Origin of the sequence: Micromonospora sonneratiae, from assembly GCF_042679305.1 — a bacterium.
Classification (GTDB): domain Bacteria; phylum Actinomycetota; class Actinomycetes; order Mycobacteriales; family Micromonosporaceae; genus Micromonospora_H; species Micromonospora_H sonneratiae.
In genome coordinates this window covers 85,803-97,829 of record NZ_JBHTMP010000004.1, presented here as the reverse complement: position 1 = coordinate 97,829, position 12,027 = coordinate 85,803, and the positions used below count along the sequence as shown (strand labels likewise).

At 71.5% G+C, this 12,027-nt stretch carries 9 protein-coding genes; 3 read left to right on the top strand and 6 right to left on the bottom strand.

The genetic code is table 11. From position 1 onward, the window contains the following. Window positions 1-44: 44 nt before the first annotated feature. From ACFQ4H_RS04385 to egtA, 6 genes are all read right to left on the bottom strand, one after another. Window positions 45-632: a TMEM165/GDT1 family protein gene (locus ACFQ4H_RS04385; protein ID WP_377567206.1), complete on the bottom strand. Its 588-nt coding sequence runs from the start codon at window positions 630-632 to the stop codon at window positions 45-47. A gap of 238 nt (window positions 633-870) precedes the next feature. After that, on the bottom strand, window positions 871-1,503 hold the full coding sequence (locus ACFQ4H_RS04380; RefSeq protein WP_377567204.1) for a DedA family protein: 633 nt from the start codon (window positions 1,501-1,503) through the stop codon (window positions 871-873). A gap of 114 nt (window positions 1,504-1,617) precedes the next feature. Further along, window positions 1,618-2,589, bottom strand: a complete 972-nt coding sequence (gene egtD / locus ACFQ4H_RS04375) for an L-histidine N(alpha)-methyltransferase (protein ID WP_377567202.1) — start codon at window positions 2,587-2,589, stop codon at window positions 1,618-1,620. 94 nt (window positions 2,590-2,683) lie between these two features. Beyond that, on the bottom strand, window positions 2,684-3,427 hold the full coding sequence (gene egtC, locus ACFQ4H_RS04370; RefSeq protein WP_377567200.1) for an ergothioneine biosynthesis protein EgtC: 744 nt from the start codon (window positions 3,425-3,427) through the stop codon (window positions 2,684-2,686). A 37-nt stretch (window positions 3,428-3,464) separates the two neighbouring features. Further along, window positions 3,465-4,811, bottom strand: coding sequence for an ergothioneine biosynthesis protein EgtB (gene egtB, locus ACFQ4H_RS04365; protein ID WP_377567198.1), 1,347 nt, complete (start codon window positions 4,809-4,811; stop codon window positions 3,465-3,467). 19 nt (window positions 4,812-4,830) lie between these two features. Beyond that, entirely contained in the window at window positions 4,831-6,066 is a 1,236-nt protein-coding gene (egtA, locus tag ACFQ4H_RS04360) for an ergothioneine biosynthesis glutamate--cysteine ligase EgtA (RefSeq protein WP_377567196.1), read from the bottom strand. Window positions 6,067-6,650: 584 nt separating this feature from the next. Between egtA and ACFQ4H_RS04355 the strand changes: the two genes are divergently transcribed. The 3 genes from ACFQ4H_RS04355 to ACFQ4H_RS04345 all read left to right on the top strand — a co-directional run bounded on the left by ACFQ4H_RS04355 (window position 6,651) and on the right by ACFQ4H_RS04345 (window position 11,998). Then, window positions 6,651-7,541: a universal stress protein gene (locus ACFQ4H_RS04355; protein ID WP_377567194.1), complete on the top strand. Its 891-nt coding sequence runs from the start codon at window positions 6,651-6,653 to the stop codon at window positions 7,539-7,541. Window positions 7,542-7,658: 117 nt separating this feature from the next. Next, window positions 7,659-10,400 carry a bifunctional acetate--CoA ligase family protein/GNAT family N-acetyltransferase gene (locus ACFQ4H_RS04350; protein ID WP_377567192.1) on the top strand — a complete coding sequence of 914 codons (2,742 nt, stop codon included), beginning with the start codon at window positions 7,659-7,661 and terminating at the stop codon, window positions 10,398-10,400. 242 nt (window positions 10,401-10,642) lie between these two features. Continuing rightward, window positions 10,643-11,998: a serine/threonine-protein kinase gene (locus ACFQ4H_RS04345; protein ID WP_377567190.1), complete on the top strand. Its 1,356-nt coding sequence runs from the start codon at window positions 10,643-10,645 to the stop codon at window positions 11,996-11,998. The last annotated feature ends 29 nt before the right edge of the window (window positions 11,999-12,027 follow it).

The following is a 12,027-nucleotide window of genomic DNA, read 5'->3' as shown; positions in this document are numbered from 1 at the left end:
ATCATCGCCCCGGACCCGGGCGGGCCGGTCCACCGGAGCGGACCTCAGGCCAACTGTTCGAGTGCCTCCACGATGAGCCAGATGCCGCAGATGGCGAACAGGATGGCCGCACCGTACTTGATGGTCCTCTCCGGAAGTCGCTTGCCGAGCATCCGGCCGACCAGGATGGCCAGGGCGTCCGCGGCGACCATGCCGACCGTGGAGCCGAGCCAGGTACCGAACCAGCCGTACTGGGTGGCCAGGGTGATGGTGGCCAGCATCGTCTTGTCGCCGAGTTCGGCCAGGAAGAAGGCGACGGAGACGAGCACCAGGGCGGACCGGTCGCTCCGCTCGGCCTTGCGCTTCTCCTCCTCGGTCAACGAGTCGCCGCGTAGGGTCCACGCGCCGAACGCCAGGAACGCCAGACCGGCGATCAGTGAGATCCATCCGGTGGGTATCGCCGCACCGAGGCCGACACCGATCGCCACCGACACCAAATGCACCACCGACGTGGCGATGGTGATGCCGATCAACACCGGTAACGGTTTGAACCGGGTGGCGAAGGTCAACGCCATCAGCTGCGACTTGTCGCCCAACTCGGCGACGAAGATGACGCCGAAGCTGACCGCCAGCGCCACGAGAAAACCGTCCATGAAGCCCTTCCCGATCAGAGCCGGGTTCGGGGCATGGGCGACCTCGACCCGGCTGTACAGCCTGGGTCGAAGGTCTCGCCCGCCTCACCGGAGTGAGGCCGCGTGGCCGGATGCGGAACGCACCAGTATGTCGACCACGACATTGGGAGCTACTCCCCTTCGCGTGAGCGACCCTAACCGATTCCGGGTCGCACACACCAGGCGGGTGCCCCAGATCACCCCGTGGTCCGTGCTCCGGCTACGGCCGGCGGTGCCGTGCCCGCCGCCCAGGGCGGCTCCGTCGGCGGCGTAGGTGCCACACCAGCCAGCCGACCACGACGAGGCCCACGACGGTCACCGCCGTCACCCGCCCGAATGTCCGCTCCACCAGGGCGTACGAGTTGCCAGCGAGGTGCCCGAGCAGCACCACGGCAGTACCCCAGACGAGCCCGCCCACCGCGTTGAAGAACAGGAACCTCCGGTACGGCATCCGTGCCGCGCCGGACAACGCCGGTACGAGCGCCCGGAGAAAGGCGACGAAGCGCCCCAGGAACACGGCAGGTCCGCCACGTCGGGCCACGAAGCGCTGGGCCCGGTGCACCCGGTCCCGGTGCCGCCGCAACACCCGGCTGTCCACCAGTCGGGGCCCGAGGCGGCGGCCGACGGCGTATCCGACCGTGTCGCCGATGATCGCCGCGACGACCACCACGACGATCATCACGGGTAGTTCGACGTGTCCGCGGCTCGCGGCGACGCCACCGAGGACCGCTGCGGCCTCGCCCGGGATGACGAACCCGAGGAACAATGCGTCCTCGGCGAAGACCAGCGCGCCCACCAACGCATAGACCGGTACGCCGGGCAGCCCCAGCAGCCACGCCGCGAACCGGCTCATGGCATCAGTCCAACAGACTCAAACCGGCCGCAACGGAACTATTCACATCTGACTGCCCTGAACCGCCGGTACGGGCCCGGCCGGGGTACGCCCAGGCGGGTACGCGGCCCCGGGTCAGCCTGCCTGGGCGAGGGTGACGAGGAACAACCCGCCGTCATCGGTCCAGGCTGCCCGGGGGACGAATCCGGCCGAGACCAGTTCGGCGGAGATGCCCGCACGGCGGAACTTGGCCGAGATCTCGGTCCTGATCTCCTCCCCCTCGGCGAGGTCCACATCGAGGTCCAGTTCGGCTATCCGTACCCTCATCGCCCGACGGGCCCGCAGCCGCATCTCGATCCATTCCCGGTCGGCGTCCCAGAGCGCGATGTGCTCGAACCCCTCCGGCTCGAAGTCCGCCCCCAACTCCCGGTTGACCACCCGCAGTACGTTGCGGTTGAAGTCGGCCGTGACACCGGCGGAATCGTCGTAGGCCGCGACGACGACCTGCGGATCCTTGACCAGGTCGGTGCCGAGCAGCAACCAGTCACCGGTCTCCTGGGCGGAGCGCATCGCCGACAGGAACGCCGCCCGCTCCACCGGCGTGAGGTTGCCGAGCGTGCCGCCGAGAAAGGCCACCAGGCGGCGTCCCCCGGTGGGCAGTCGGTCGAGTTGCCGGGTGAAGTCGGCGACGATTCCCCGGACCCGCAGCTTCGGATAGTCCGCAGCGATCTGGGCGGTCGCCTGCCGAAGGGCGCTGACCGACACGTCCAGGGGTACGAAGGTGCCCAGCCCACCGTGCCGGGAGAAGGCGTCGAGCAGCAGTCGGGTCTTGTCCGACGAGCCGGAGCCCAACTCGATCAGGGTCTTCGCCCCGGTCAACCGGGCGATGTCATCGGCGTGCGCGGTCAGGACCGCCCGTTCCGCCCGGGTCGGGTAGTACTCCGGCAGGCGGGTGATCTCCTCGAACAGTTCGCTGCCCCGAGCGTCGTAGAACCACTTCGGTGGCAGCCATTTCGGCGTCGCGGTCAGTCCTACCCGCACATCGTGACGCAACTCCCGGGCGAGGTCCCGGTCCTTCAGGTGGATCTCCAACGGCTCGGCGCTCACAGTCCCTCCTCTTCGGTCGTGGCTGCGGCACTTCTCTTCGGGCCCGTCGACCCACGAGATGGCACCGACGGGCGGGGCAGATCACGGTCGGCGCTCACCCGATCGGGCAGCTGACCAGGTCACCGGCGGTGGCGACCACCAGTCGTCCGTCGGGCACCGGTTGCCAGCCGGGGTCGTCGTCGAGTGGCTCCGAGGCCAGCCACACCGAGTCGCCCCGACGACGTACCGACAGGGCGTGTCCCGCAGTGCTGGCCACCGTGGTGTGCCCGTCGGTGAGCAGCAGGTTCAGTCGGGAGCCGGGAGCGGCGGTGGCCACCTGGCGAACCGTCGTCCCGACCGCCTCGGCGGGTACGGCTCCATCACGCAACCGGTGCCGTACCAGGGCCCAGAGCACAGCCGCGTCGGTCGGCGCGTCGAGGGTCAGCAGATCCCGGGTCGGCAGGTCACGGACCAGTGGCACCAGCGAGTCCGGCCAATCACGTACCACCCCGTTGAGGCTGAACAGCCACGGACCGTCGGTGAACGGCGCGGCGGCCGTCGCCACCACCGGCATGCCCACCGTGGCTGACCGCACCGCCGCCAGGATCGCGCCGGAGGAGGTGGCCTCCGCCAGGGCCGGCAGCGTCGCGTCCGACCAGATCGGGTGCGCCTGCCGGTAGCGCACCGGCTCCGGGCGGCCGGGCTCGTACCAGCCGATCCCGAACCCGTCGGCGTTGATCGTCCCGCCACCACGCATGTCCCGGGGCGCCCAGGACTGCCGGGCCAGTGAGTGCGGCGGGTCGTACAGCAGCGCCGACAGCGTCACCGGTGGTCCGAGGTAGGCCACGTGACGGCACATCAGGCGGCCACCCGGCGGTGGTCGGCACGGCCCGGCGTCACCGGACGTCCTCCTCGGGTCGGGGGTCCCGGACACAGCGGAAGCCGCTGAAGATCTGTCGACGGATCGGCAGGTCCCAGTTGCGGAACGTGCCCCGACAGGCAGCCCGGTCGGTGCCGAACGAACCGCCGCGCAGCACCCGGTACGACTCGCCGAAGAAGACCTCCGAATACTCCCGGTACGGGAACGCGGCGAACCCGGGATAGCCGTCGAACCCGGTGGAGGTCCATTCCCACACGTCGCCGATGAGTTGGTGCACGCCCAGCGGCGAGGCTCCGGCCGGGTAGGCACCGACCGGGGCGGGAGCGAGGTGTCGCTGCCCGAGGTTCGCGTGTTCGGCGGTCGGGTCGTCGTCGCCCCACGGGTAGCGGCGCGACCGGCCGCTGACCGGATCCCAGCGAGCCGCCTTCTCCCACTCGGCCTCGGTGGGCAGTCGCTGACCGGCCCACGCCGCGTACGCCTCGGCCTCGTAGTAGCAGACGTGCACCACCGGTTCGTCCGGGATCAACGGGGAGAACCGTCCGAAGCGCAGGTAGCCCCAGTCGGAGCCGTCGCGCTGCCAGTGCATCGGTGCGGACAGGCCGGCTGAGCAGCGGTGCTGCCAGCCGGCCTCGCTCCACCACCGGCGTTGGGCGTAGCCGCCGTCGGCGATGAAGGCCAGGTAGGCGGCGTTGGTCACCGGTGCCGCGTCGATGAGGTACGCCGGCAGGTCGACCCGGTGCGCCGGGCGCTCGTTGTCCAACGCCCACGGATCGGTCGAGGTGCCCATGGTGAACGGCCCGGCCGGCACCAGCACCTGGCCGGTCACCGGCGCGGCCGATGGCGGCGGTGGCGGGGCGGTGAGCACCGGTGGACCGACCCGGAGCTGGTGGGTGGCCAGCATCGTCTCGTCGTGCTGCTGCTCGTGTTGCACGATCATTCCGAAGGCGAACCCGTCGGTGACCAGTCGCCGGTCGTCGAAGCGTACGGAGTCCAGCAGGTCGAGCACCTTGGTCCGTACCGTGTCGAGGTAGGCCCGCGCCTCGTCCGGGCGCAGCAGTGGCAGCAACGGCCGATCCCGGCGGGGCTGTTTGAACGCGTCGTACAGGTCGTCGATGTCGCGCCGGACCGGCTCCCGACCGCCGACATCGCGGACCAGCCACAACTCCTCCTGGTTGCCGACGTGGGCCAGGTCCCACACGAGCGGGGACATGATCGGCGAGTGCTGGCGCATGAGATCCGCGTCGTCGACGGCCTCGGTGAGCAGGGCGCTGCGGGCACGGGTCCGGTCCAGTTCGGCCGCGATCCGATGACGCAGGTCGGTGGTTGGGGTGACCGGTGCGGTCCCCGGCGATGTCGACGTCATGATCCTTCCCTCCCACACGTCACGGCTGTGCCCTCTCCACGGCGTTCAGTCGCCGCTGCACGATCCGACTGATCTGTGCCCGGGTGGTCGGCGGGAGCCCGGTGCGGTCCAGCGCACGGCAGGCCACGTCGAGCACGGTGGCCGCCGCCCGGGCCAGCGCCGGATCGGCGAGGCCGTACCGCGCGGCCCGGACCCACCGGTCGGCGACCGGCTGACAGGCTTCCCGCGCAAGATTGGCGGCTGTTTCGTCGGCCAGTAGTGCGGCCAGCACCGCCACCGGGGCGATCCACTCGTCGGCCGGCTGGCTGTCCAGGTAGCGGATCTCCAGGTAGCCCCGGGGCCGGACCGGGGGAAACAGGGTGCTGAGGTGGTAGTCCAGGTCGTCGGTGGTGGGCGGCCGGGGCAGTGCCCCGTCGATCCAGTCCTGGAAACTGACCCCGGGCGGCGCGGTCCAGTCTGCGTCGTCCCGTCGTACGCAGAGCAGCGGCGCGGCCAGCGCGTAGCGTGACCATGCCACGACCGGGTCGGCATTACCGGCTCCGGGCGTCCAGACCGCCCGGGTCCGACCGGGATCGATGCGCTGCCACGCCGCCAGTCGTGCGGATGCCCAGCCGGTCTCCTGGCCGGCATGTCGCGCAGCGGTGGCGAACGCGGCGACCAGCGGTGGACCGAGTGCGTGCACCGTCTGCCATCGGGCGGCAACCTGCGAAGGCTGACCGGCGTCGACGCAGACCTGTAGTCCTGCGGTGCTGTACATCATGGCCCGGCCGGCCGGGCCGCGCCGGTCGAAGGCCTCTCGCATGGCCCGGTAGCGGGGGGTGTCGAGTGCGGGAGATGGCGGCCGGTGGGGGTCGATGCCACTCTGGCCGAGGACCAGGCCCGCCTCGCCGAGCAGGCCGGTCAGATGGTCGATGTCCGCGCTGGTGGTCTCGTGCAGCACGCCGAGCAGGCGCTGGGGGATGGTGGAGATCTCCACCTGTCCGCCGGGTTCGACGGTGACCGTGCCGAGATGGGGCAACGGTCGCCCGGGGCTTTCCGGATCAAGGGTGGTGGGCGCGTGTGGCCCGAGCGCATCACGAAGTCGTCCGGTCGGTACGGGTCGGGTCGGGTCGACGGCGTCGTGGACCGTCCATTCCAGTTCAACCCCGACCAGGCTCGGTGGTCCGGTCTTGAAGCAGATCTTCGCCAGATAACCCTCGGCATCGCTGAGCTTGCGCAGCACGGCGGCGCTGTCGATGTCAGGCGTCATCACCACGGCCTCAGGCTCCCTCCGGTCCGGCGGTTCCGACATACCCCGATCGCAACGACACAACCGCCGTTGCCGATCGGACAGGATGAATCCAGGTACCGAAGACACAGGTCATCTTCGATTTGTACCCGACCGCCACCGGACACGCCAGGCCTTTGGTAGCCAAAGCGCACCAGCCACGCCGATCGGGCAGCGACCTGGGCCGGCCCGCGCGGATCTCGACAGTGCCCGTGACCTGGGGCACGGAGCCGGTGTCCGGGCAACAGGCGTTTCCGGAGGTCGCGGTCCAGGTGGAGGTAAACCGGATCGACCGGGCCCGGCCACCCGACGAGGCACACCGAAGGCCCCACCCGTCGATGACCTTCGGCCCTGTTCGGCCGGCCGGACGTCCGTGATCATCAAGTTATGACCGCGACCCGCGACCGCACTGCCAGCGCCGGTGGACCCACCCGGCTGGCGGTAGCCGAACGGCGTCGCCCGCCCGGGCCCGACCAGCTTCCCGACCCCAAGCTCCCACCCGCTCGCCGGGCGGATGCCGCTGTCGTGATCCCCCGGTCGTCAGCCCGGATGCCGCTGGAAAGGAAGAGTCGATGACACTCAGCCCCACAGCCCCCGTCATCGTCGGTGTGGACGGGTCACCTGACAGTCTGCGCGCCGTGGACTGGGGTGCCGAGCAGGCCCGGCTCCGTCACCGCCCGCTCCGGATCGTCCACGCGTTCCGGTGGCCGGTGGTGCCGGCCGCGCTGAGCCCGGTGCCACTCGACCCGGCCAGCACCGGACTACTGCACGCGGCCGAACAGATCCTGTCCGCCGCCGCCGACCACGCCCGCAAGGTCGCGCCGGAACTGGAGATCTCCACCGACCAGCCGGTGTCCGCGCCCGCCCGGGCGCTGATCGAGGCATCCCACGACGCCAGCCTGGTGGTGGTCGGCAGTCGCGGACTCGGCGGGTTCACCGGGCTGCTCCTCGGCTCCGTCGGCACCCAGGTGGCGGCGCACGCGGCCTGCCCGGTCGTCGTGGTTCGAGGCGACGCCCCCCACCCCGCCGGCGGCTCGACGGATCAGATCGTCGTGGGCGTCGACGGCTCGCCGTTGTCGCACCTCGCGGTGGAGTTCGCCTTCGAGCAGGCAGCCTGGCGCGGACTCGGGGTGACCGCGGTACACGCCTACCAGTTGCCGCAGCCCCTCTATCCGGGCGCGCTGCCCCTGGCCTACGACGTGGACGAGATACATGGCGACGAGAGCCGGCTGCTGGCGGAGGCGCTCGCGGGCTGGAGCGAGAAGTACCCGGACGTACCGGTACGACGGCGGGTGGTCCAGGGCCCCGCCGGCGTGGTCCTGGTCCGGGAGTCGGCAGGCGCGGCACTGACCGTCCTGGGCAGCCGGGGTCTGGGGGGCTTCACCGGGCTGCTCCTCGGATCGGTCAGCCAGTCGGTTCTGCACCACGCGCCGTGCCCGGTGGCCATCGTGCGCTCCCGCTGATCCGACCGGACCCGACGGCACCGGTGCCTATCGGATCCGCACCGGTGCCGTCGTGGCCGCTGATCGGTCCCGGATCGCCGACACGACTGTCGGAACACCCCCGCCCAGGAGCCGAACGTGACCGCCACCCCAACTCCCGCCCGGCCCACCACCGTCGTCGGAGCCACGACCGTACCCGTCCTGTCGCCCATCGACGCGTTGACCGCCGATGGCGGCATCGTCCGGATCCGACCGGTCGACCCGGCTGACCGGTCGGAACTGACCGCCCTCCATGGTCGGGCTGGCGACGACAGTCTGCGGATGAGGTTCTTCGCGGCTCCGGGCTCAGCGACGATCGCTGTGGAGGTGGATCGGCTGTGCCGACCGGGGTCACCACGACACGAGGCCGTCGTCGCCGAGCAGGCCGGTACGATCATCGGCGTCGCCTCGTACGACCGCGACACCGACACCGCCCCGAGGGCGGAGTTCGCGGTCTTCGTCGACGAGGCGCAGCATGGTCGCGGCATCGGCACGCTGCTGCTCGAACACCTCGCCGCCCGCGCCCGCGCGAGCGGCGTCGAGGAGCTGGTCGGCGAGGTCCTGCCGGGCAACAGCCGCATGCTGCAGGTGGCCCGTGACCTCACCCCCGAAGCCCGGTCCCGGTTCGACGACGGGATCGTCAGGGTCGGGCTCACCACCAGCCTGGACGATGCCGCACAGTTGGCCGTCGACGACCGGGAACGCGCTGCGGAACGGGCCTCGCTGCGACCGCTGCTGGCACCGAGGTCCGTCGCCGTCGTCGGTGCCGGCCGGACACCCGGTGGCATCGGCCACGAGACCCTGCGGGCGTTGCGGGAGTACGGCTTCACCGGCGACCTGTACGCGGTGAACCCGCAGGCCACGGAGATCGACGGAGTTCCGGCGTACCCTGCACTCGCCCAGTTGCCCGGCCCGGTCGACCTCGCGGTGATCGCCGTGCCGGCCGGATCGGTGGCCGACGTGCTGGCCGACGCGGGCGCAGCCGGGGTACGCGCGGCCGTGGTGCTCAGCTCGGGATTCGGCGAGACCGGGGCCGACGGTCGCGCCCGCCAGGCGGAACTGGTCCGGCAGGCCCGCAGGTACGGCATCCGGTTGGTCGGCCCGAACTGCCTCGGCATCGTCAACACCGATCCGGAGGTACGGCTGAACGCGAGCTTCGGGCCGGCCGTACCGGCCTCGGGTGGGTTGGCTGTCGCCTCGCAGTCCGGCGCGGTCGGCATCGCCCTGCTCGATCACGCGGTGAAGAGTGGGTGCGGGGTGTCCAGTTTCGTGTCCCTCGGCAACAAGGCCGACGTCAGTGGTAACGACCTCATCGCGTACTGGTTCGACGACCCGGCCACCACCGCCGTCGCTCTCTATCTCGAGTCGTTCGGCAATCCCCGCAAGTTCGCCCGTACCGTCCGGGCCCTCGCCCGCCGCAAGCCCGTACTGGCGGTGAAGAGTGGCCGGTCCGCCGCTGGACGCCGTGCCGGTGCCTCACACACCGCCGCGGCTGCCGCCCCCGACGTGACCGTGGACGCGCTCTTCGCCCAGGCCGGGGTGGTACGGGTCGACAACCTCGGTGACCTACTGGACGCCGCCCGCATGGTCACCGACCAGCCGCTGCCGGCCGGCAACCGGCTGGCGGTGGTCGGCAACGCCGGCGGGTTCAACGTGCTGGCCGCCGACGCGGCGGAGTCTGCCGGGCTCCGCATCCCGGCACCGAGCCCGACGCTGCGGGCCCGGTTGGCCAGCGTCACACCCGACGCCGCCGGCCACGACAACCCCCTCGACCTCGGTGCCGCCGCCACACCGGAGGCATTCCGGGCAACGGTGGCAGCACTCGCGGCCAGTGGTGAGGTCGACAGCCTGCTGGTGATCGTCGCCGCCAGCCGGACCAACGACGTCCCCGCAACCCTGGCGGCGATCACCCCGGTCGTCGACCACCACCCCGAACTGACCGTCGCCGCCGTCGTCATCGGCCTGCCCCAGGCCCCGCCGGCATTCGCCGCCCGGCAGGCACCGATCTTCGACCTGCCCGAACGGGCGGTCCGGGCGCTGGGGCACGCCAGCCGGTACGCCACCTGGCGGACCGCGCCACTCGGTGCCCGCCCCGAACTGCCCGGCGTACGCTCCGCCGACGCCCGGGCCGCCGTCGTACGGGCGATGGCCGCCGACGGCGGTTGGCAGCCGTACGACCGCACGGCCGAGCTCCTCGCCTGCTACGGGATCCCACTGGTCGAGACGGTCACCGTGACCGACGAGGAGGGTGCGGTCGCCGCCGCGACGCGGATCGGCTATCCGGTCGTACTCAAGTCCGCCGACCCGGACCTGGTGCACAAGAGCGATACCGGGGCGGTCCAGCTCGACCTCGCCGACGCGGAGGCGGTACGCGCCGCGTTCCGTACGGTGACCGCCGCCGGCCGGCCGGCGGCCGGGGCCCTGGTGCAGCCGATGGCGGGTAGGCAGCTCGAACTCGTCGCCGGCATCGTGCACGACCCGCTGTTCGGTTCGCTGGTGATGGCCGGTCTCGGTGGCGTCCACACGGACCTGTTCGACGACCGGGCGTTCCGACTGGTACCGATGACCGACCGCGATGCCGCTCAGATGTGGCGTTCACTGCGCGCCGCGCCTCTGCTGACCGGTTTCCGGGGGGCGCCGGCCGTCGACACCACCGCTGTCGAGGATCTGCTCCTGCGGTTGGGACGTCTTGCCGAGGAGGTCCCCGAGGTCGCCGAACTGGATCTCAACCCGGTCCTCGTCGGGCCTGACGGTGCCCTGGCCGTCGACGCAAAGCTGCGCCTGGCGGCGGTGGACGCCGAACCCGATCCGACGCTCCGGCAACTGCGCCAGCCCAGCTGACGGTGTTCCGGTGCGGCCCGGAGCCGGACGACCACCTGTCCATTTTGGAGTCACGGCACCCCCACTGTCCACTCTGGCCATTCGGGACGCCCCCGCCCGGTCCGGGCACCCGCCTGGTCCGCACGTGCTCCTGCCCGACCATCAGGGCGGACGCACCGCCACGGTCCCGTACCACCGCCGCGCTCCGCCCGCTGGCTGAACCCGTCGCATGGTCGAACGGCGGACTGGGTACGGTTACCGCCGTGCTGTGCTCGGGAGTCGTACTCAGTGGCCGCTACCGGCTGGACGAACGTGTCGCCACCGGCGGGATGGGCGACGTCTGGCGCGCGACCGATCTGCTGCTGGACCGCGAGGTTGCGGTAAAGATCCTGCTTCCGTCCCTGCTGACCGATCCGAGCTTCATCGCCCGTTTCCGGGCTGAGGCACGGATGATGGCCTCGCTCCTGCACCCCGGGATCGTGCGGGTGTACGACTGTGGCGAGGACCCGGACGCAGCCGGCGGTCGCGCCGACTACCTGGTCATGGAGTTCGTGCACGGGGAGCCACTGCACCGGCGGATCGAGGCGGCCGGTCGGCTCGAGGTGACCGAGACCCTCTCGGTGGTGGCCCAGGCTGCCGACGCACTGCACGCGGCGCACACCAAGGGAATCGTGCACCGGGACGTCAAGCCGAGCAACCTGCTGGTGCAGGCGGACGGCTCGGTGCTGCTGGTCGACTTCGGCGTGGCCAGGTCGACCTCGGTAACCAGCATCACGAGCACCAACGGCATCCCCGGCACCGCGCTCTACATGGCGCCGGAACAGGCGGCGGGCCGGCCCGTCTCGGCTGCCACGGACATCTACGCCCTCGGCGCCGTCACCTACTGCTGTCTGGCGGGAGCGCCGCCGTTCACCGGCGACACCCCGTTGGAGGTCGCCGTCAAGCATCTGGACGAGCAGCCGGCGCCGCTGCCGGACGACGTTCCGGCTCCGGTCGTGGCACTGGTGCAACGGGCGTTGGCCAAGGACCCGGCCGATCGTTACCCGACCGCCGCCGCGTTCGCGGAGGCCGTCCGGGCCGTCGCCGGGCCGTTGTCGGGCTCCGGCGACCGGACGTCCATCACCGCCGGAGCCACGACTGCCCTCACGGCAGCCGCCGCTGGTCCGACGCCGGGCTCGGACACACTGACCGACCTGCCCCCGGTGGTCGGGAGCGCGCCGCCGCGCTCCCGGACCCGACGGGCAACGGTGGTGAGCGTCGCGGTCGCCGCGTTGCTCGGGCTGGCGGGCGTGGCGGTGGTGCTGAACCTGGGCAACTCCGCTCCCCCGACGACGGACCCGGCGTCGCCGTCGGCTCCGGCACCGTCCACCGCAGCCGACAAACCCACCTCGTCCAGCAGCCGGGACACCGCGCCCACGGATCGCAATCCGGGTACGCCGGGCACCCCGTCCCCGTCGGCGACCGCTGTCCCGACCGAGTCGCCCGCTCCCAGCAACGAGCCGAGTACCGCGCCGACCGGCCAGCCAACCGACCCGCCAGCCAGCAACGGCACGACTGCGGCGCCAACGCGCACCTCGGGACCGTCCACCCAGCCGGACAGTCCGAGCGGGAACAACTGACCGGCCGTTCCTCCAAAAATCCGGCCATG

Bases quoted from the DNA above. Each gene is read 5' to 3' on its own strand.
- ACFQ4H_RS04385 (WP_377567206.1), bottom strand. From the start codon at position 632: ATGGACGGTTTTCTCGTGGCGCTGGCGGTCAGCTTCGGCGTCATCTTC.
- ACFQ4H_RS04380 (WP_377567204.1), bottom strand. From the start codon at position 1,503: ATGAGCCGGTTCGCGGCGTGGCTGCTGGGGCTGCCCGGCGTACCGGTC.
- egtC (WP_377567200.1), bottom strand. From the start codon at position 3,427: ATGTGCCGTCACGTGGCCTACCTCGGACCACCGGTGACGCTGTCGGCG.
- egtB (WP_377567198.1), bottom strand. From the start codon at position 4,811: ATGACGTCGACATCGCCGGGGACCGCACCGGTCACCCCAACCACCGAC.
- ACFQ4H_RS04355 (WP_377567194.1), top strand. From the start codon at position 6,651: ATGACACTCAGCCCCACAGCCCCCGTCATCGTCGGTGTGGACGGGTCA.